The organism is Streptomyces sp. NBC_00075 (assembly GCF_045041225.1).
In the GTDB taxonomy this organism is placed as follows: Bacteria; Actinomycetota; Actinomycetes; order Streptomycetales; family Streptomycetaceae; genus Streptomyces; species Streptomyces adonidis.
In genome coordinates, this window is the sequence record NZ_CP108243.1 from 7,537,676 (window position 1) to 7,557,459 (window position 19,784).

Here is a 19,784-nt window from a genome sequence, read left to right on the forward strand (position 1 = left end):
CCTCAGAGGGCGGAAGGCTCGTGGCGACGGAGGTGCGTGACGAAGGTGGTCCAGGTGGTGGGGGTGAGGTGGAGGGCGGGGCCGGTGGGGTTCTTGGAGTCGCGGATGGCTATGCCGGGGGCGGCTACGAGGTGGGCGGCTTCGAGGCAGTTCTGGCCCGTGCCGTCGCTGTAGGACGACTTGAACCAGGCGTAGGCGGAGGGACGAGTCGGCATGCCCTACAGCTCTCCCTCGCGTACGTGGGTGACGAAAGCCGACCACGCCGTGGCCGGGAGCAGGAGGGCAGGCCCCGCCGGGTTCTTGGAGTCGCGTACGGCTATGTCGACGGCCGGAGCGAGGTCGGTTGTTTCGACGCAGCTGGTGCCCTGGCCGTCGCTGTAGGACGACTTGCGCCAGGCTGCGTTGGGGGCGAGATCGGAAGCGTTCTGGTGAGTGGGCATGTATCTACAGCTCTCGTTCTAGTTGGTGCAGGAAAGCGGGGGTGTCCTCGGGAGGCAGCGCCGACGCGACCATCGAGTCGAAGCGGCGAGTGAAACGGTCGACCTCGCGCGACTTGTCCGAGGTGGACACCGCTCCCCAGGGACTGTCGATCTGGACCCTCGGGGGTAGTTCGTCGCCGAAGTCGAGAATGGCGAAGTCGTGCGTGGCGCGGTAACTCCAGCGGAACGGCAGTACTTGGATCGAGACGTGCTCCAAGGCCGACAACTTCTCGATCCTCGCGAACTGATCGCGCATCACATCGGCGCCTCCGACCGGGTACCGCAGTGCGGCCTCTCCCAGGACGACACGCAGTTTGACCGGGTCCTCACGGGTGAGCACCTCCTGACGCTTCATACGCACCTCCACGGCTCTGCGGATGAACTCCCAGGTGGTGTCCTCCATGGGCTTGTGCGATTCGTGCAGCGCTTCCGCGTACGCCTTTGTCTGGATCAGGCCGTGCACCAGAGTCGGGTGGTACACCCTCATGCTGCGGGCCTCGGGTTCGAGGCCCACGAAGCCGGGCATCCCGGCCGGCATCACGCCCCGGTACTGCGTGATCCAATCCTGGTTGGCCGACTCCTTGTTGAGGTTGATCAACGCCTCGATGACATCGTCGTCGGTGACGCCGTACCTGTCCAGCAGCTTCCGAAGGTCGCCCACGTTGCGGAAGTTGAGGGAGCCGGTCTCGATCCTCTGCAACGCGGCCTCGGAGATACGCGTCCCCTGGATCGCCTGCTTGCGCGTGAAACCGGCCCCTCGGTCCCCGAGGCCGCAGTTCTCGCGCAACTGGCGGAGCTGAAGCCCAAGTTCGAGTCGCTGCCCCGTGCGCCCGCGCTTGGCTGCCATGTGCACCGTCCTTGTGTCCCTGTGCGTGTTGCTAACGTTGTGTAGCGAGTCTGGCGCGCTGTGTGCGCGCCGTTCAGGCGATTGCGCAGAACTCCGCATAGTCCAATTTCATCCACGCTGAATATTCGAGTGGGTTTCGATTGCAGGCGGATCAGAAGTCGGGCCACCTTGGTGGGGCATCCCAAGCCGAAAGGTGCCCCCGTGCTTGACCTCCCCCAACCCTTCCCTGCCGTCCTCACTCACAACTGGACCTTGGGCTACCCCATGACCCCGCGAAGCGTCCAACTCGCCCGCCTCCACGTCCGCCGCCGCCTCACCCTGTGGAACTGGCCCGGCGACATCGAAGACGCCGTTCTGGTCACCTCGGAACTCGTCGCCAACGCCGTCGTGCACGGCAGAATCCCAGGCCATGAACTGCGCTTGCGCATCGTCGAGTTGGACGACGGAGCCCTGCGCATCGCGGTCTCCGACCCCGTCCTCGCGTTCCCCGAGGTCGGGCCCCGCACGCTCAGTGAACGAGGGCGTGGACTGGTCGTCGTACAGCAACTCACCGACTCTCTCGACTGGTTCCTGCGTGCCGGCGTAGGCAAAACGGTCCGCGCCCGCCTCAACACACCCAAAGTCTGAAACGCGCCCAACCACCCCGCCCCTGTCAACCTCCGGTCAAGCCACCGTGTCCTTCCCCTCGACTGTCTGGAGCAACCGGAACAAGGGGGAAGGGCATGTCAGCCAACAAGGGGCCGGTCAACAAGAGGCTGGTCGGGATGGCCGCGGCGATCGCCGTCGCGGCAGGCACGTTCGCGGCGCCCGCAGTGGCCGCACCGGCGGAACGGACTGGGGGCCACGAAGCCACCCGCAAGGCCATGAACGCCACCGTCAAGGACGGCGTACCCGGTGTGGCCCTTCAGGCCAAGGACCGGCACGGGGTCTGGAAGGCGACCGCGGGGGTCGGCAACCTCAGGACGAAGCAGCCGCGCAGCGCCCACGACAACTTCCGCGCCGGCAGCATCACGAAGACCTTCATCGCGACCGTCCTGCTTCAACTGGAGGCCGAGGGACGGGTGTCACTCGACGACACCGTCGACAAGTGGCTCCCCGGAGTCGTCCGAGGCAACGGCCACGACGGACGGAAGATCACCCTCCGCCAACTCCTCAACCACACCAGCGGCATCTTCAACTACACCGACGACGAGTACGTCCAGAGCGAGATCTTCCTCCCGGAGAACTTCTTCAAGAACAAGTACCGCACCTGGACCCCGGACGAGATCGTCGGCATCGCCATGGGCCACCAGCCCGAGTTCGCCCCGGGCACCGCCTGGGGATACTCCAACACCAACTACACGCTCGCCGGGATGGTCATCCAGAAGGTCACCGGCAACTCGTACGGCGACGAGGTCCGCGCACGCGTCATCGAGCCGCTCGGCCTGCACGGCACGTACATGCCGGGTGCGGACCACCGCGTCCCCCAGCCCAGCAGCCGCGCCTACTCGCAGCTCGCCGAGAACACCACCGGCAAGATCTACGACGTCACCGAGTTCAACCCCTCCGCCGCCAACTCCGCGGGCGAGGTCATCTCCAACCCGGGTGACCTGAACCGCTTCTACTCCGCGCTCCTGCGCGGCAAGGTCCTGCCCGCGAAGCAACTCGCCGAGATGAAGACGACCGTCCCCGCCGAAGTCGTGGACGGGCGTTACGGGCTCGGGCTCATCGAGAACGAGCTGAGCTGCGGGGTCACGATCTGGGGCCACAGCGGCGGCATCCACGGCTCCAGCTCCTTCGCGGGCACCACGGCCGACGGCAAGCACTCCCTCGCCTTCAACTTCAACGGCGACTGGAGCGGCGACCCGGTGAAGGTCGTCGAGGCGGAGTTCTGCGGGACGGAGAAGTGACGTACGCGACGGAGATGTGATGAACCCGAACACCGGCCGGTTCCTGCAATGGGACCCGGTGTACGGCGGCGGTGACAACACATACGGCTGTCCGGCCGACCCCGTCACCATGTACGACTTGAACGGGAAGTGGTGGTCCTGGTCGAAGTGGAAGAAGTTCGCCCTCTGTGTCGCTACCGTCGCACCCCGGGGAACCTCCACATCTCTTGGAAAGCAAATACATGTCCATGGAGGAATCGGCATCCATCGCCCACGGATTGGCTTCGGCGACTGCGGTCGCAAGCCTCCTCGCGGCGACAGCCGTCATCGTGCTCGGTTTCATCGCGCGGGAACGGATGTCGAAGTCGTCGCGAGTACGTCGCGGACAGGAAGGCGGACAGGGAGACGGTCAAGCGGCCGGTGAAGGTATGCGAGCGGCCCTGTTCGGCGGCTTTGCCGCAGTACTCGGCCATGGTGTCGGTTCCGCCATGAACGGAAAGTGGACCGCCTCCTTCGACATCGCACTCGGCGTCCTGATCTATGCGACCGCCCTGCAATTCCTCACCACGTCATTGATCTGGCGCGGCTGGGGAGCGAAAGGACGTGGACGCGCGGTGGCGTTCGCCGCACTGCCTGTCCTTGTAGGCAGCGCGGCCTGGGCTTACACCGGTTGACGCCGCCTGTGTACAAACACGAGGAGGGGCCCCCGGTCTCCCGGCGGCCCCTCCTCTCCCCTCCTGGTGCCGCCCGGTCCGTCACGGTTACCGGGGCAGCACCACGACGTACGCCGCCGGTTCGCGGTCCCCCGACGCCATAAGAGCCGTACGTACGACAGTTGCCTGCTGTTCGATCGCCTCGCGGAGCTTGCGCGGGGTGATGTGGACGACCGTGATGCCCAGGCGCTCCAGGTGCTCGCGCTTGCGGGCGTACTCCGACCACAGCGCGTCGTCCTCCTCGCGGTGGCCCGGGCGCGGGGCGCGGGTGTCCAGCTCCACCGCCACCGCGTGGTCGGGCCAGTAGGCGTCGAGGCCACCGAGGCACGGGCCGCCGGGCAGCCGCAGATCGACGTTCCAGACCGGGTCCGGGAGGCCGTGCTCGCGCACCATCCGGTAGAGGCGGTCCTCCGCGATCGCCCGGCCCTCGGCGAGGAGGGAGTCGACCGCGTCCACGACATGCGGGCGGCTCAGCAGCCGGGCCTGGTTCAACTCCCTTACCACCGACGCCGGTTCACAGTGCCCGCCGCGCACCGCGTCGGTCAGCAGCCGGCGTACGGCACCCGCGTCCGTGAGTCCGGCCACCGCGTCGGCGAGGGCGCGGGCCACCGGCGCGACCGGGAGCCCCTCGATCACCTCGGGCGTCGGCAGGGCCGAGGTGCGCAGGATGCGGACGCAGCCCGTCGAGCGGAGGCGGCGCAGCCGGGGGACCAGGACGTCGAAGGCGTCCAGGGAGAGGAGTGGCGGCGCGGATGCGAAGCCGTGCAGGGCGAGTGCGGCCAGGCCGGTGATCACGGCCTCGGAGTAGAGCGGACGGCCGCGCTCCCGGTACGGCTCCTCGCAGTCCGGCTGGACCGGGACCCCCGTCGTCGCCGCCCGCTCCTTCGCCGCGTACAGCAGTACCGCGTGCAGCCGCTCCTCGCTGGTGGGCGGCGCCGGGTGCAGCAGGAACACGCCCGGCAGGAGCTGCTGCCAGGGCCCGCCGGACCGGCACTGCTCGTTCGCCTCGGCGGCCGTGACGCCGTGCACCCGCAGCTGGGCGGCGGTCAGTACCCGGCGCTGTACGTGCGACAGGTGGCGGAGGGGGCGGGGGCTCGGGGAGAGCGGGGTGTTGTGGGTCATGACTCCGGCTTTCCCGTGTCCGATCCGTCCCCTAACCGCTGTTACACGCCTGTCGACAATTCCGGACAAGCTCGCCCTAAAGTGCAAGCGTTCGAGTGCCGAAAGGCGCTGGTCCATCCGGGGGTTACGGGGACGAGTGACCGGGTTCGGTAACGGCGGGATCGGACGGGTCTGAGAGGTCCATGCCAGGTGGCCAGTGGCGGATCAGGGCGCCGGCGCCGTGCAGGGCGTCGGCGAGGCGGCCCTCGGCGGTCGGGTGCGCCGGTCTGGTGCGGTACAGGTCGTCCAGTTCCAGGATGGCGCGGGCCAGGATCTCGAAGTCCCGCAGGATCGTCTCGAGTTGGGGCAGCGCCGTGTCCCCGCGCCGGGCGGCCAGCACGGCGGCGTTCCACTGGGCCCGCTCCAGCTTCCGCTCCAGTTCGTGCCGGTCGGGCAACTGCCCGCCGCTGAACAAGTCCCCCCGTACCGCGCGGGTTTCGAGGATCGCCCGGGAGGCGTGGAGCATCCGCTGCACCAGCCGGCCCGCGTGGCTGTCGAGGTCCCGCATGGTCACGTAGTGATGGCGCATCCGCCGTACGACCGTGGCGCTCGACGCCACTCCCCAGCGAACGGGTCTGCCCAGGTGGGGAGTCGGGTCGTTCCAGTAGGGCGCGGAGTCGAAGGCGGCCGGGCGCCGGTAGGTGAGCCGGTGTAAATGCCGCCACTTCTCGTACGGCAACTCCGGGTCCAGTAAGACGGGTTGGGCCGGACGGTGCGCGTGATCCGGTGGATAGCGCTCGACGAGCGTGCCGATCGCCGTCGACCCGGCGGTGGCCGGGGAGGGCGGTAAGGCGTCCTCCCCGGCCACCGAGACCTCCACCGCGTCCCCGGCGCTCCCGGCCTCCTCGTCCAGTCGTGGCAGCACTTCCGTGGTCAACACATTTGCCGCCACAGCGAGTTCGCGTGCCCTTGCCGCGTCCGGATGTGCGGACGCCATCACCAGCAGTGCCCCCGTGATACGCCGTAGTCCGCGCACCAACTCGTCCACGCGCGCGTCGACTTCGGACTCGAACACTTCGACTTCCCCCCTTGCAGGACCTTCACTTCTTTCTCAACATCACCGTCCCCGGCACCCCAGGGGCACACCTGCTCCAGGGGTGCCTTCTCAAACCACCAATTTGTTCGGTCATAGCGCTGCTGTCACATCGCACGCCTGTGCGCGCAGCGCCCGCGCCAGATCGTCCCGCGCTTCCAGGACCAGACGCCGCAGGGCAGGCGCCGCGTCCGCCCGGTCCGCCAGCCACTCGTCCGTCGCCGCCAGCGTCCCCGGCGAGTCCTGGAGGGACGGGAACAGGCCCCGTACGACATCCATCCCGATCTGGATCGACCGGTCGGCCCAGATCCGCTCGATCACCGCGAAGTACCTCTCCGCGTACGGCGCGAGCAGCTCCCGCTGCGAGCCCTGGACGAAGCCCGAGATGGTGGCCTCGACGAGGGCGTTGGACAGGGAGTCCGACTCGACGACCTGCGCCCAGGCCTGCGCCTTGACGGCGGCCGAGGGGCGGGCGGCGAGGCAGCGAACCTGGTGGCGCTTGCCGGACGCCGTGTCGTCGCGGGCGAGTTCGGCGGCGAGCGTCTTCTCGTCGGCGACGCCGTGCGAGGTCAGCGGTTCCAGGAGCGCCCACCGCAGCTCCTGGTCGACGTCCAGGCCGTCGATCTTCGCCGTGCCCTCCAACAGCCCCTGGAGCAGCTGGAGATCGGCCTCGCTCGATGCCACCGCCGCCAGGAAGCGGGCCCACGTCAGCTGGTGCTGGCTGCCCGGTTCGGCGAGCCGCAGTTCCTTCAACGCGCCCTCGGCGAGCAGGCGTTCACCGGTCGCCCGCCAGTCGGGGGCCGTGTAGTGGGTGAGCGCGGTGCCCGCCCAGGCGTGCAGCATCTGGAGGACGCCGATGTCCGACTCGCGCCCCGCGAACCGCAGCACCAGGTCGACGAAGTCCCGGGCCGGCATCAGCCCGTCCCGGGTGAGGTTCCACAGCGCGGACCAGCACAGGGCGCGGGCGAGCGGGTCGGTCAGGTCACCGAGCTGCGCCCGCAGCGTGTCCAACGACCCTTCGTCGAACCGGATCTTGCAGTACGTCAGGTCGTCGTCGTTGACGAGCACCAGCTCGGGGGCGTCGCTCCCGGCCAGCTCCCCGACGACCGTACGGGGCCCGTCGACATCGATCTCGGCACGCGCGTACCGCTCCAACGCCCCTTCCGCGGAACGCCGGTAGAGCCCGACGGCCACCCGGTGCGGGCGCAGTTCGGGGTGCGACTCGGCGGCCTCCTGGAGCACGGCCAGCTCGGTGATCAGCCCGTCCGCGCTCAACAGCACCTGCGGGGTGAGGGAGTTGACCCCGGCGGTCTGTAGCCAGGCCCGCGACCAGGAGGCCAGGTCCCGCCCGCTGGTCTCCTCCAGCGCCGACAGCAGATCGCCGAGGCGCGTGTTGCCGTACGCGTGCCGCTTGAAGTACCGCCGCGCGCCTTCGAGGAACGCGTCCCGTCCGACGTACGCCACCAACTGCTTGAGTACGGAGGCGCCCTTGGCGTAGGTGATGCCGTCGAAGTTGAGCTTGGCGTCCTCCAGGTCGCGGATGTCGGCCGTGATGGGGTGCGTGGAGGGGAGCTGGTCCGCGCGGTAGGCCCAGGACTTGCGGTTGTTGGCGAAGGTGACCCAGCCGTTGGTGAACCGGGTCGCCTCGACGAGCGAGAAGGCGCCCATGAAGTCGGCGAAGGACTCCTTGAGCCACAGGTCGTCCCACCACTCCATGGTGACGAGGTCGCCGAACCACATGTGGGCCATCTCGTGCAGGATGACGTTCGCCCGCCGCTCGTACGCGGCCTGTGTCACCTTCCCCCGGAAGATGAACTCCTCGCGGAAGGTGACGAGTCCCGGGTTCTCCATCGCGCCGAGGTTGTACTCGGGCACGAACGCCTGGTCGTACTTCCCGAAGGGGTACGGGTAGTCGAAGTGGTCGTGGAAGAAGTCCAGCCCCTGCTTGGTGACGAGGAAGACGTCGTCGGAGTCGAAGTAGGGGGCGAGACCCTTGCGGCACATGGCACCGAGGGGGATGTCGAGGGTCGTACCGTCGGCGAACGTACGGGAGTACGAATCGGTGACGTAGTGATAGGGGCCCGCGAGGATGGCGGTGATGTAGGTGGAGATGGGCTTGGTCTCAGCGAACCGCCACACCCCGTCCGTCAGCTCCCCGAGGCCGTTGCTCCAGGCGACCCATCCCTCCGGGGCCCGCACCTCGAACCGGAAGGGGGCCTTCAGGTCGGGCTGCTCGAAGTTGGCGAAGACACGACGGGAGTCGGCCGGCTCGTACTGCGTGTACAGATACACCTCGCCGTCCTCGGGGTCGACGAAGCGGTGCAGGCCCTCGCCGGTGCGGGAGTAGGCGCACTGGGCGTCGACCACCAGCTCGTTCTCGGCGGCGAGATCCTCCAGCAGGACGCGCGTGCCGTCGAAGACGGCCCCCGGGTCGAGATCCCGCCCGTTGAGGGAGACGGCCGTCACACTGGGCGCGACAAGATCGGCGAAACTGGCGGCACCGGGCTCGGCGCACCGGAACCGGATGGTGGTCACGGACCGAAAGGTCCGAGGCCCGCCACCGCTGCCACCAGTGTCCCCCACGGCGGACCGCACATCGAGGAACACCTCGTACCCGTCGACGGACAGCAGGGCGGCCCGCTCCCGGGCCTCGTCGCGGGACAGATTCTCACCGGGCACCGAGCACTCCCTCGATTGTCATCAGTACGGCCGACCAGCACAGATCCTGCCACGCACCACTGACACCGGGCACCCGGGAATGCGACGGTGGCGGAGATACGTTCCCTGTTGGAAGCCCACTTGTACCTAGGAGATCCATGTCCGAGACGAGCTCGACCAAGACCCCCGTCGACTTCTGGTTCGACCCGCTCTGTCCCTGGGCCTGGATGACCTCCCGGTGGGTCCTGGAGGTGGAGAAGGTCCGTGACATCGAGGTCCGCTGGCACGTCATGAGCCTGGCGGTGCTCAACGAGGACAGGCTCGACGAGCTGCCCGAGGAGTACCGCGAGATGCTCGCGGTGAAGGCCTGGCAGGGCGTACGGGTCGTGACGGCGGCCTGGCAGAAGCACGGCGCCGACGTCGTCGGCCCCCTCTACACGGCCCTGGGCACGCGTGTCCACAACAACGAAGAGGGCCTGACCCTGGAGGCCATAGCGGGCGCCCTCGCCGACGTCGGCCTCCCGGCCGACCTGATCGACTACGCCGAGCAGAAGGACTTCGAGTTCGAGGCCGAGCTGCGCGCCTCCCACAAGGAGGGCATCACCAAGGTCGGCCAGGACGTCGGCACCCCGGTGATCGCGGTCCCCGGCGCCGACGGCGAGCAGATCGCCTTCTTCGGCCCGGTCGTCACCCCGGCCCCGAAGGGCGAGGAGGCCGCCAAGCTGTGGGACGGCACCCTCCTGGTCGCCTCGGTCCCCGGCTTCTACGAGATCAAGCGCACCCGCACGAAGGGCCCGGACTTCAGCAACCTTCTCTGACTCTGAACCGATGGGGGCGCGCTCACCTGCGCAGTCGCGAGCGCGCCCCCGCCACCCGCCCGAGACGCTCCTTTGCACCCTTGCGGCGGCCGAGGCGCGGAGCGGGATACTTCGGCCCCATGACCACCACCCTCCTGCTGGCCCGTCACGGCCAGACCATCTGGCATGCCGAGAGCCGTTACGCGGGGGTGAGCGACGTCCCCCTCACCGACACCGGCCGCGCCCAGGCACAGGCGCTCGGCCGCTGGGCCACCGCCCATCCCGTCGACGCGGTCTGGACGTCGACGCTCTCCCGCGCCATCGCCACCGCGGACCCCGCCTGCCGCGCCCTCGGCCTCACCCCGCACCGCGAACAGGGGCTGCGTGAATGCGACTTCGGGGTGCTGGAGGGCCGCACTCTCGCCGAGTTCGCGGCCGAGGACCCGGAGCGGGCGGCGGCGTTCCGGGCGGACCCGGTGGCGCATCCGTTCCCGGAGGCCGAGGATCCCCTGGCGGCAGCGGCCCGCGGTACGGACGCCCTGCGCCGTATCGCCGCCGCGCACGACGGCGGGCGGGTCCTGGTGGTCGCCCACAACAGCCTGCTGAGGCTGGTCCTGTGCTCCCTGCTGTCCATCCCGCTCGGCGAGTACCGCCGCGTCTTGCCGCGGTTGCACAACGCGGCGATCACCGAGACCCGGATGACCGACGGGGCGGCCGCCCTGCTCTCCCTCAACGTGCCCTGCGAACAAGGGACTTGAGGGACAGCTGGAGATGAGGGAGGCCCCCGCGAGTCACGTCCTCGCGGGGGCCTCCCGTCATTCCGCCTGCCGGTGAAGGTTGAGAAGACGATCACGAGGCAGGACGCTTCACCACCATTGGCTCAGGGCGCCAACAGCAGCACATCCGTACGGGACTTGGCGGCCACGTACCGCTTCGCCACGTCCTGCCAGTTGACGACGGCCCACATGGCGTCGATGAAGTCGACCTTCTGGTTCCGGTACTGGAGGTAGAAGGCGTGCTCCCAGGCGTCGAAGACCAGGATCGGGGTCGAGCCCTGGCCGGCGTTGCCCTGGTGGTCGTAGACCTGCTCGACGATCAGACGGCCGGAGAGCGGCTCGTAGGCGAGGACGCCCCAGCCCGAGCCCTGTGTGGTCGCGGCGGCCTTGGTGAGCTGCGCCTTGAACCCGGCGAAGGACCCGAACGACTCGGTGATCGCGTCCGCGAGGTCACCGACACCGTCGGCGGCGAGCGGTTCACCGCCGCCCTCACCGGTCATGTTGTGCCAGTAAATGGAGTGCAGGATGTGCCCGGAGAGATGAAAGGCCAGATTCTTCTCCAGACCGTTGACCGACCCCCACGACTCCTTGTCGCGCGCCTCCGCGAGCTGCTCCAGGGTGTCGTTGGCACCCTTCACATACGCCGCGTGGTGCTTGTCGTGGTGCAGCTCGATGATCTCGGGGCTGATCACGGGCGCGAGCGCGGAGTAGTCGTACGGCAGCTCGGGAAGCGTGTACACGGGCATGTGGGGTCCCCTCGACCTCTTATTGCACATAGCTTGCAACTACAAGTTAGCAACAAAAAGACCCTCGTGTGATGCGCACGAGGGTCTTTTTGTTGCTGACGGGGGCAGGCCTAGGCGGCGACCGAGGTGTAGTGCGAGGCGTCCCCCGCGATCGAGTAGCTCTCCTTGCCCTCGATGCCCACCGGGATGTCACCGGCGATGGTCACGCGGTGCAGGCGGCGGGGCTGTCCGTCGTAGTTGTCGATGGCGTAGTGCTGGGTGATGCGGTTGTCGAAGAGGACCAGCTGGTTGGGGGACCAGCGGTGGCGCAGGATGTTCTCCGGGCGGGTGACGTACGCCTGGAGGATGTCCAGGATCTTGCGGGACTCGCTCACCGACAGTCCGACGATCCGCTGTGCGAACCCGCCGATGAACAGCCCGCGTTCGCCGGTCAGCGGGTGGACGCGGACCACCGGGTGCGCGGTACGGAAGTTGATGGACGTGAACTGGGCGCGCTGGGCGGCCTGTTGCTCGTCGAGGTCCTCGTCCGGGACCGCGTAGTCGTAGTCGTTGGTGTGCTCGGCCCACAGGTTGTCGGCCAACTGCCGCAGGGGTTCCGGCAGGTCGCGATACGCAGCCGCGGAGCTGGCGATGAGCGTCTCGCCGCCGTACGGCGGGATCGTGATGCTGCGCAGGGTGCTGGCCTGCGGCGGGTTGAGGACGAACGTGACGTCGGTGTGCCAGTGGTTGGCGGCCCGGCCGCGCTCACTGTCGACCGGCAGCACGTTCGGGGCGCCGTCGACGGCCGACACGGTGGGGTGCGCGGTGGTGAGGTCGCCGAAGTGGCGTACGAAGGCCTGCTGGCCCTCGTCGTCCAGGTCGACCTCGTCGAAGACCAGCGCCTTGTGGACGTTGAGGGCCTCGCGGATCGCGGCGACCTGCACCTCGTCGAGGGGCTTGGAGATGTCCACACCGGACACCCGGGCGCCGATGTTGGCGGTGACCTTCTGGATTTCAATGCCGGACATGTGCGGGTTCCTTCCAGATCGGGGTTGGTCAGACGAGAGCGGGCTTGACGGTGTACTGGTTGGCGGGGCGCGGGAGGCCGTACCTCTCGCGCAGGGTCCGGCGCGGCCCGTATTCCGTACGGAGCAGACCGCGGGCGCGCAGGATCGGGACGACGTGGTCGACGAAGGCGTCGAGGCCGGAGGGCAGCACCGCGGGCATGATGTTGAACCCGTCGGCGGCACCCCGCGTGAACCAGGCCTCGATCTCGTCGGCGACCTGCTCGGGCGTACCGGCGAAGGTCAGATGCCCGCGGCCCCCGCCGAGCCGCCCGATGAGCTGCCGCACGGTCAGCCGCTCGCGCCGGGCCAGCTCGACGACGAGTGTGTAGCGGCTCTTGGCGCCTTCGATGGCGCTCTCGGGAGGCAGATCGGCGGGGAGGAGGCCATCCAACTCCAGTGTCCCGGCGGGCAGTTGGAGAAGCCCCTCCAGCCGCTCCACACCATGCGCGTACACGATGTGGTCCTCCAGAACCTGCTCGGCCGCCAGCGCCTCGGCCTCCGTGCCGCCCAGCACCGGGACGATCCCGGGCAGCACCTTGATGTGGTCGGGGTCCCGACCGGTCGCCGCCGTACGGGACTTGAGGTCGGCGTAGAAGGCCTGCGCGTCCTCGATGGTCTGCTGGGCGGTGAACACGGCCTCCGCGTACCGGGCGGCGAACGCCTTCCCGTCCTCACTCGACCCGGCTTGCACGAGCAGTGGGTAACCCTGGGGCGCACGCGGCACGTTGAGACCGCCCTCGACGCTGAAGTACTTCCCCTTGTGCCGGGGCGGATGCACCTTGGAGTCGTCGCCCCAGACCCCAGCAGCCTTGTCGGCGACGATGGCGTCGTCCTCCCAGCTGTCCCAGAGCTTGCCCGCCACATCGAGGAACTCGGCGGCACGGGCGTACCGCTCGGCGTGCGCGGGCTCGGCGTCGAGCCCGAAGTTCCGGGCGGCCTCGGCGCCGGCGGTGGTGACGATGTTCCAGCCCGCCCGGCCCCCGCTGATGATGTCGAGAGAGGCGAACTTCCGGGCCAGGTTGTAGGGCGAGTTGTAGGAGGTGGAGGCGGTGGCGATCAGCCCGATGTGGGTCGTCGCCGTGGCGAGGGCGGTGAGCAGGGTGAGCGGCTCCAGCGCACCGGCAGGCCGCTGGGCGATGTTGCCCCACAGCTGCGGACTGTCGGCGAGAAAGAGCGAGTCGAACGTTCCCCGCTCGGCGATCCGAGCGAGCCGAACGTAATGCTCCAACTCGACATGCGCGTACGGATCACTCTCCGGCAACCGCCACGAGGCTTCGTGGTGACCGGTGCTCATGAGGAAGGCGTTGAGGTGGAGTTGGCGGGTTGTCATGGGTGTCCCTTTGCTTCGGACATGTGCGGGGGAGGACTTTCGAACGCCGGCCGGGCTTGATCTTTCAGCCCGTCCGGCGATTGAGGACGAGCGCGTTCAGCGCGACAAGGGGGGTCTGGGGGCGCAGCCCCCAGGGATGGGACGGGTAGGGGCGGCGGGGGCGAGACAAATACGCTCACCGGACGTCGGCCGTCACCCCCAACGCCCCCAGCAACACCCCCCGGTACTCCTCCCGAGCCCGCTCGTGATCGATGACCAGATCGACCCCGATCCGCCCGGCCTCCAGCACCAGCACCCGATCCGCCAGCACGATCGCCTCATCCACGTCATGCGTCACCAACAGCACCGACGGCTGATGCCTCCGCCACAACTCCCGAAGCAGCGCATGCATCTTGATCCGCGTCAGCGCGTCCAACGCCCCGAACGGCTCATCGGCAAGCAGCAGTTCGGGCTCCCGCACCAACGACCGCGCCAGAGCCGCCCGTTGCGCCTCCCCGCCCGACAGCTCACTGGGCCAGGCCCGCTCCCGCCCCTTCAGCCCCACCTCCGCAAGAGCCTCCCGCCCCTTCTCGGCGGCCTCCTTGCCCTCCAGACCCAGCAGTACGTTGTCCAGCACCCGCCGCCACGGCAGCAGCCGCGCGTCCTGGAAGACCACCGACACCCGCTCGGGGGCCGTCAGTCGCCCACTGCCCTCGACCTCGTGATCGAGCCCCGCGACCGCCCGCAGCAAGGTGCTCTTGCCGGACCCGCTGTGCCCGAGCAGGGCGACGAACTGCCCGGCGGGGATGTCGAGATCGATACCGTCGAGGACCGTCCGCCCGTCGAACGACCGGGTCAGGCCCCGGAGTTGGACGGCGGGCCGGGTCAGCTGCTCAGCGTGCGTCGCCATGACAGCACCCTCCGTTCGATGAGACGGACCGCGCTGTCGGAGGCCAGGCCGAAGATGCCGTAGATGGCCAGGCCGACGAGGATGACATCGCTCTGGCCGTAGTTCTGGGCCTGGAACATCATGTAGCCGAGTCCGTTGGTGGCGTTGATCTGCTCCAGGACGACCAGCCCCAGCCAGGAACCGGTCACCCCGAGCCTGAGGCCCACGAAGAAGCCGGGCAGCGCGCCGGGGACGACGATCTGCCGGACGAACTGGAGCCTCGACAGCCCCTGTACCTCGGCGAGTTCGACGAACCTGCTGTCGATGCCGGACAGCGCGGAATGCGTGTTGAGGTAGATCGGGATGTAGACGACGATGGCGATGATCGCGACCTTGAACGTCTCGCCGATGCCCAGCCAGAGGATGAACAGCGGGATCAGGCCGAGGGTCGGGATCGCCCGGTTGAGCTGGACCGTCCCGTCGATCAGCGCCTCGCCGACCCGGCTGAGCCCGGAGGCCAGGGCAAGGACGATGCCCGCGGTCAGCCCGATCGCGAAGCCGGAGGCGGCCCGCCGCAGCGAGGTCAGGATGTCGGTCGGCAGGGTCCCGTCGGTCCACAGATGGACGCCGGTCTCCAGCACGGTCCAGGGCGCCGGGACCGCGGCCGGGTCGAGCCGACCGGCGGCGGAGGCGGCGGCCCACAGGCCGAGGAAGAGGGCGGGCCCGATGATCTGGACGGCGGGCAGCCGCTTGCCGGGGGAGAGCCGCCGGCGCCTGCGCACCTGGGCGAGTTCCGCGCCGCTGCCGACAGGCACTGCTGCGACGGTCGAAGCCGAAGTCGATGTGGTCGTGGATGTAGTCGTGGATGTGGATGTGGTCACGGTGGTCACCTCCGGTACTCCGCAGTCACGGCCTTCGCCGCGATGCCCTCGAAGCGGTGGTCGAAGAGCGAACCCACGTCGAACTTCTTCACGAAGCCGCCCTCCGCGAGCAGATCCGCGGTCTCCTGCTCCCACTTGATCGCCTCGTCCCAACTCGGCGGGAACAGCGGCTTGTTGGCGAGCGCCGTGATCGCCTGCGCCTGGGCGAGGGTCAGGTTCTGCGTCTTGACGTAGAACTCCTCGTTCCAGGCGTCCGGGTTCTCGTACGCCCACACCGCGCCCTTGGCCCAGAACGGGATGTACGCGGCGATCGCGGCGGCCTTCGCGGGGTCGTTCAGCACGGAGACCGGCGCCCACAGCAGGTTGAGCAGGTCGACGACGTCCGTCTCGATGGCCCGGGCACCCTTGGCGCCGTACTGCGCGAGGTACGCGGGGGACTGGCTGTTGGCCAGCGGAGCGACATCCACCTGGCCCGACTGCAACGCGGTGAAGAACTGGTTGCTGGTCAGCGGAACGAGCTTGACCTCGTCGTAGGCGAGCCCGGCCTGCTTCAACGCCCGCAGGAGCACGACACCCTGGGCCTGCCCCTGCGAGAAGGCGAGCTTCTTGCCCTTGAAGTCGGCGACCGACCTGATGTCGCTGCCGGGCTTGGTCGCGAAGAGATAGTTCGGCTTTCGGGTGACGTTGATCGCGACGATTTTCGCGTCGTATCCCTGGTAGTGCGCCTGGATCGGCGGAATACCCGCGTTGTTGGCGACATCGAGGGAGCCCGCACGGAATGCGTTGATGACATCGGGACCGGCGCCGATGTTCGCCCAGGTCGACACCTTGAAGGGCAGGTCGCCCAACTTGGCGAGCTTGAACTGGAGTTGCTGGATGTTCAGATACGAGGAGATCTTCAGACTCGTACCGGCCGGGACCTTTTCGGCGAGCGCGGCGGTCGAGGCGCCCTTGGTGCTGGCTGCGGCACTGCTGTCGGCGCAGCCACTGAGCCCGGTGACACCGGCCGCGGCGCCGAGGAGGGAGGTGAGGAAGAGACGTCGGTCGACTGGCATGGGAGTACTCCGTGAGGTCGAAAAGCAGGAATGCATGCGGAATTCGGGCACGGCGAGGCCCGGCAAACGGAATTCACGCAGAAAGAACAGAAGGAAATGAGCGCTTCACACGCGGCAACGTGTCAGCAATAACGGCGACGTGTCAGCAACAAAGGGTGCGACAGCTCACGAAGAGGCTCATGAGAACGATGTTCCCGGTCATGCCTGACCCCTGTCAACATTCGGAGTTTCTGAATTAAATAGCCACAGGTGAAGCAGCCTCGGACGAAGCGGCCAGCGGGTCCCGGTACAGCACGTCGAGCGCCACCGAACCGCCCGCCACAGCGAGCACCGAATCCGGGAAACTCGTCGGCACGACGGAGGCCGCACGGTCGGCGCCGACCCCTTCGCGCAGCGCGGCGAGGCAGTCCTCGCGGTAGATGGTCCCGACCTCGGTCACGACCACCGTCTCCGGATTCAGCACATCGAGCAGCAGCCGCGCCGCCCGCCCCACGGCACCCGCCCGTCGCACCAGCAGTTCGACGGCATCCGGGTCGCCCGCAGCCGCCGCCGCGACCACGTGCATGGGGTTCGTGCCCTCGACGACGCCCGCCTCCCGCGCCCGCCGGCACAGCGTCCGCTCGCTCAACTCGGCCTGGAGGCAGCCCGTACGACCGCAGTCGCAGACCTCCGTCCCGCCCGGCACCGGCAGATGGGCGATGGCGCCCGACTGGGAACGCGGCCCGTGGTGCACCTCGTCGTTGGTCGCGAACGCCGCGTCGACCACATTGCCGACGAACAAGTGCAGCACGCTCCCGCTGCCCCGCGCCGGCCCGAACAGCCGCTCCCCGTTGACCAACGCCCGCGCGTGCCCGTCCACATGGACCGGCAGCCCGGTACGGTCCCCGAGCGCCTCCCGCACCGCCACGTCCCGCCAGCCCAGCATCGGGTGCTCGACGACGGTCCCGGACTCCCGGTCCACCCAGCCGCCCACGGCCACGCCGACCCCGAGGGCCCGGCAGGCGGGGGCGCCGTCCAGCAGCGCCCGCAGCCCCTCGGCGGCCCGCGCCAGCACCCACCCGGGATCGGTGCGCTCGTGCTTCAACTCCCGCTGGGCCACCACCCGTCCGCGCAGATCGAGCAGCGCGACCGTCGTGTACGGCACGGCCACATGGACTCCGCCCACGACGAACCGGGAGCTGTCCAGGTCGACGGGGACGTGCGGACGCCCCACCCCGTTCGACCGCCTGGGCGCGGACTCCTCACGGATCAGACCGAGTTCGGCGAACCGCGCGCAGTAGTCCGTCACCGACGCGGGCGACAGCCCGGTCAGCCGGGCGATGGTGCTGCGCGCCACAGGCCCGTGCTCCAGCACGGACCGCAGAACGACACTCGCGCTTGTCCGCCGCCGATCGGGATCGGCGGCACGCGGTATGCGGGAAGGGGAGGGACGAGAAGAGGGGGAGGGAGAAGCAAGGGTGGGTGCCGCGGCACGGGGCATGGCGATCATCCTCGGGGAACGGGTCCGACACTGCGCCGTCTCGTAGGGACTCAGGGAGTCCTGTGGAGCGAGGCGCGCCGGAGCCGCCTCACCCGGGGCGGCGACAGGTGGCCGTGCCCACGCGTCGCAGGTCGACATAGCGACGCGACGAGAAGTACCGGGACTGGGCGACCATGCGCACGAAGCTAGCAAAACGGTCCGCCGCTGCCCAGATGGCGACCAGCGGGCGAGACGGCACATGTCCAAGCGGCTACCGGGATTGGCGGAACCCTACAGAAGCCGACCAGCGCATCCCCGTAGCCCGAACCACTCCACCTCAGTGACCGGCATCACCCCGTACCGGGTGTAACCCCCACCGTTTGTCCGGAGCCCACCAAGCCGCCGTCGCCCCCTTTGTCGAGCGCTGACGGTGATCGGCCCGAGGGCGCTGGGATAGCGTCACGATGTCCCTTGCCGCTCACCCACATCCCCGCGGAGTCCCCATGGCAACCGCCGTCGCCCCCGCCCGCCCCGGCCAGGTCCTCGCCGACCTGCTCCCCGCCTCCCGCGTCCGGGACGCCGCACTCGTGCTCGGCGGTGCCGGGCTCGTCGGGATCGCCGCCCAGATCGCCGTCCCCGTGCCCGGCTCGCCGGTGCCGGTGACCGGGCAGACCTTCGCCGCACTCCTCGTCGGTACGGCGCTCGGCGCGGGCCGCGGCCTCGCCGCCCTCGCCTTCTACGCCCTGGCCGGTCTCGCGGGCGTGCCGTGGTTCGCGGAGGGCGGCTCGGGCACGTCCGTGTCCTTCGGCTACATCCTCGGCATGCTGCTCGCGTCAGCCGCCGTGGGCGCGCTGGCCCGGCGTGGCGCCGACCGCTCGGTGTTGCGCATGGCGGGCACGATGCTGCTGGGCGAGGCGATCATCTACGCGATCGGCGTCCCGTACCTCGCCCTGGCCGCCGACATGAGCGCGAGCGCGGCGATCGCCGCCGGCCTCACCCCGTTCCTGCTGGGCGACGCGCTGAAGGCGGCGCTGGCGATGGGCGTACTGCCGACGGCCTGGAAGTTCGTCGACAAGAGCTGAACAACGGCGGGTTGGAGGAGGGGGAGGCGGAATCCGCCTCCCCCTCCTCCATGTGCCGATCAGCCCTGCGGCTGTTGCCGCGACTGCCGCTGAGGCCGCCGCTGCGACCACCACATGCCCGCCGCCCCGGCGGACAGCAGTGCCGCGCCGACCGCGCCGAGCGGGAGCAGATCGCGCGCCGGGCCGGTGCTCGGCAACTCGTCGCCCCCGGGTGCCACCGGCTTGTTGTCGGTGCCGAGCAGCAACGGGGTGGCCGGGGCGTTCGGCGACGGGTTCGTCGTACCGAACGGGACCGGGCCCTGCTGCCAGTACGTCTTCGAACCGTCGGTCGTCTGCACGGGCAGGCAGATCTTGCCGGTCTTGCCCAGGTCGTACGTCGCCTCCACGTCGTACGACTTCGACTTACCGGCCGCGAGACTGCCGACGGCGCAGTTGAAACCGCTGTTCGAACCTTCCGGAAGATCCGCTTCGGGAATCTCCGCACAGCCCTGGACGTTCTTGACCGTCATACCGTCGAATCCGACTACCAGAAGCCGGATATCGCCGCTCTCCTTGCTCCCCTCGTTCTTTACCGTGGCGGTCAGTGCGGTTTCTTTCGAACTGTTGTCGACGGAGATGCTCTCGGGCAGTTCCGTGGTCAACTTGACGCCCTCGGGCGCCGCGTCGACCGCCTTTCCGCCCTTGCTGCTACCAGGTCCCTGGTCATCCGCGCTGGCGGTGAAGGAAAGGATCATCACGGCCGAGAAAGATGCCGTGAGCAGCGATCCCGCGATGACCGTCGTGCGACCAGAACTCATGTTCGTCCCCCTAGGATCCCCCTGGACTGCGCCTGAATTCGCAGTACTTGAAGAGGTACCACAAGATTTCTCACCACTATGCTGGTACGGCACGAAGTGTGACCATTGTGGTTCTGGTGGGGCGTGCGTTGAGGGGGTGCAGAGGGTTGCCGGGGAATATGGGCGGCGGTGCTCCAGGTCTGCTGGTG

The 19,784-nt window shown here is 68.9% G+C and carries 20 protein-coding genes; 6 read left to right on the forward strand and 14 right to left on the reverse strand.

All coding sequences use genetic code 11. The features are described from left to right. Positions 1 to 2: 2 nt before the first annotated feature. From OG787_RS33010 to OG787_RS33020, 3 genes are read right to left on the reverse strand one after another with little or no spacing between them, the layout of a single operon-like run. Positions 3 to 215, reverse strand: a complete 213-nt coding sequence (locus OG787_RS33010) for a DUF397 domain-containing protein (protein ID WP_405537644.1) — start codon at positions 213 to 215, stop codon at positions 3 to 5. Between the two features lie 3 nt (positions 216 to 218). Next, positions 219 to 440, reverse strand: coding sequence for a DUF397 domain-containing protein (locus OG787_RS33015; RefSeq protein WP_369036196.1), 222 nt, complete (start codon positions 438 to 440; stop codon positions 219 to 221). Between the two features lie 4 nt (positions 441 to 444). Beyond that, the gene (locus OG787_RS33020; protein ID WP_369036197.1) at positions 445 to 1,326 is read right to left on the reverse strand and encodes a helix-turn-helix domain-containing protein; all 882 of its coding nucleotides are present in this window, start codon (positions 1,324 to 1,326) and stop codon (positions 445 to 447) included. Between the two features lie 264 nt (positions 1,327 to 1,590). On the opposite strand from OG787_RS33020, the gene OG787_RS33025 reads away from it, so the two are divergent. The 3 genes from OG787_RS33025 to OG787_RS33035 all read left to right on the forward strand — a co-directional run bounded on the left by OG787_RS33025 (position 1,591) and on the right by OG787_RS33035 (position 3,868). Then, the gene (locus tag OG787_RS33025; RefSeq protein WP_405537646.1) at positions 1,591 to 1,953 is read left to right on the forward strand and encodes an ATP-binding protein; all 363 of its coding nucleotides are present in this window, start codon (positions 1,591 to 1,593) and stop codon (positions 1,951 to 1,953) included. 95 nt (positions 1,954 to 2,048) lie between these two features. Beyond that, complete coding sequence (locus OG787_RS33030; protein ID WP_405537648.1) at positions 2,049 to 3,215, forward strand: serine hydrolase domain-containing protein; 1,167 nt, start codon at positions 2,049 to 2,051, stop codon at positions 3,213 to 3,215. Between the two features lie 221 nt (positions 3,216 to 3,436). Next, a complete protein-coding gene (locus OG787_RS33035) occupies positions 3,437 to 3,868 on the forward strand; it encodes a hypothetical protein (protein ID WP_369036199.1) in 432 nt (143 codons plus the stop codon). 87 nt (positions 3,869 to 3,955) lie between these two features. Here OG787_RS33035 and OG787_RS33040 read toward each other — a convergent pair whose 3' ends face one another. From OG787_RS33040 to pepN, 3 genes are all read right to left on the reverse strand, one after another. After that, positions 3,956 to 5,029 carry a hypothetical protein gene (locus OG787_RS33040; RefSeq protein ID WP_369036200.1) on the reverse strand — a complete coding sequence of 358 codons (1,074 nt, stop codon included), beginning with the start codon at positions 5,027 to 5,029 and terminating at the stop codon, positions 3,956 to 3,958. A gap of 124 nt (positions 5,030 to 5,153) precedes the next feature. Then, entirely contained in the window at positions 5,154 to 6,083 is a 930-nt protein-coding gene (locus OG787_RS33045) for a hypothetical protein (protein ID WP_405537650.1), read from the reverse strand. A gap of 111 nt (positions 6,084 to 6,194) precedes the next feature. Beyond that, on the reverse strand, positions 6,195 to 8,780 hold the full coding sequence (gene pepN, locus OG787_RS33050) for an aminopeptidase N (protein ID WP_405537652.1): 2,586 nt from the start codon (positions 8,778 to 8,780) through the stop codon (positions 6,195 to 6,197). Positions 8,781 to 8,917: 137 nt separating this feature from the next. Between pepN and OG787_RS33055 the strand changes: the two genes are divergently transcribed. Both OG787_RS33055 and OG787_RS33060 read left to right on the forward strand, forming a co-directional pair. Continuing rightward, complete coding sequence (locus OG787_RS33055; RefSeq protein WP_369036203.1) at positions 8,918 to 9,577, forward strand: DsbA family protein; 660 nt, start codon at positions 8,918 to 8,920, stop codon at positions 9,575 to 9,577. Positions 9,578 to 9,696: 119 nt separating this feature from the next. After that, positions 9,697 to 10,314, forward strand: a complete 618-nt coding sequence (locus OG787_RS33060) for a histidine phosphatase family protein (RefSeq protein ID WP_369036204.1) — start codon at positions 9,697 to 9,699, stop codon at positions 10,312 to 10,314. Positions 10,315 to 10,436: 122 nt separating this feature from the next. Here the strand turns inward: OG787_RS33060 and OG787_RS33065 are convergent, their stop codons facing one another. From OG787_RS33065 to OG787_RS33095, 7 genes are all read right to left on the reverse strand, one after another. After that, positions 10,437 to 11,078: a superoxide dismutase gene (locus tag OG787_RS33065; protein WP_405537655.1), complete on the reverse strand. Its 642-nt coding sequence runs from the start codon at positions 11,076 to 11,078 to the stop codon at positions 10,437 to 10,439. A gap of 110 nt (positions 11,079 to 11,188) precedes the next feature. Continuing rightward, complete coding sequence (locus OG787_RS33070) at positions 11,189 to 12,085, reverse strand: TauD/TfdA dioxygenase family protein (protein WP_369036206.1); 897 nt, start codon at positions 12,083 to 12,085, stop codon at positions 11,189 to 11,191. A 28-nt stretch (positions 12,086 to 12,113) separates the two neighbouring features. Beyond that, on the reverse strand, positions 12,114 to 13,454 hold the full coding sequence (locus tag OG787_RS33075) for an LLM class flavin-dependent oxidoreductase (RefSeq protein ID WP_405537657.1): 1,341 nt from the start codon (positions 13,452 to 13,454) through the stop codon (positions 12,114 to 12,116). Positions 13,455 to 13,629: 175 nt separating this feature from the next. Then, the gene (locus tag OG787_RS33080; RefSeq protein WP_369036208.1) at positions 13,630 to 14,343 is read right to left on the reverse strand and encodes an ABC transporter ATP-binding protein; all 714 of its coding nucleotides are present in this window, start codon (positions 14,341 to 14,343) and stop codon (positions 13,630 to 13,632) included. Then, entirely contained in the window at positions 14,319 to 15,212 is an 894-nt protein-coding gene (locus OG787_RS33085) for an ABC transporter permease (protein WP_405537659.1), read from the reverse strand. The genes OG787_RS33080 and OG787_RS33085 overlap by 25 nt, the downstream gene beginning before the upstream one ends. Further along, positions 15,209 to 16,258, reverse strand: coding sequence for an ABC transporter substrate-binding protein (locus tag OG787_RS33090; RefSeq protein ID WP_405537660.1), 1,050 nt, complete (start codon positions 16,256 to 16,258; stop codon positions 15,209 to 15,211). Before OG787_RS33090 ends, OG787_RS33085 begins: the two co-directional genes overlap by 4 nt. A 235-nt stretch (positions 16,259 to 16,493) precedes the next feature. Further along, positions 16,494 to 17,738: an ROK family protein gene (locus tag OG787_RS33095; RefSeq protein WP_405537662.1), complete on the reverse strand. Its 1,245-nt coding sequence runs from the start codon at positions 17,736 to 17,738 to the stop codon at positions 16,494 to 16,496. A 482-nt stretch (positions 17,739 to 18,220) separates the two neighbouring features. On the opposite strand from OG787_RS33095, the gene OG787_RS33100 reads away from it, so the two are divergent. Then, the gene (locus OG787_RS33100; protein WP_369036212.1) at positions 18,221 to 18,799 is read left to right on the forward strand and encodes a biotin transporter BioY; all 579 of its coding nucleotides are present in this window, start codon (positions 18,221 to 18,223) and stop codon (positions 18,797 to 18,799) included. A 59-nt stretch (positions 18,800 to 18,858) separates the two neighbouring features. On the opposite strand, the gene OG787_RS33105 is transcribed toward OG787_RS33100, so the two are convergent. Beyond that, complete coding sequence (locus OG787_RS33105; RefSeq protein ID WP_369036213.1) at positions 18,859 to 19,596, reverse strand: hypothetical protein; 738 nt, start codon at positions 19,594 to 19,596, stop codon at positions 18,859 to 18,861. Positions 19,597 to 19,784: the final 188 nt, after the last annotated feature.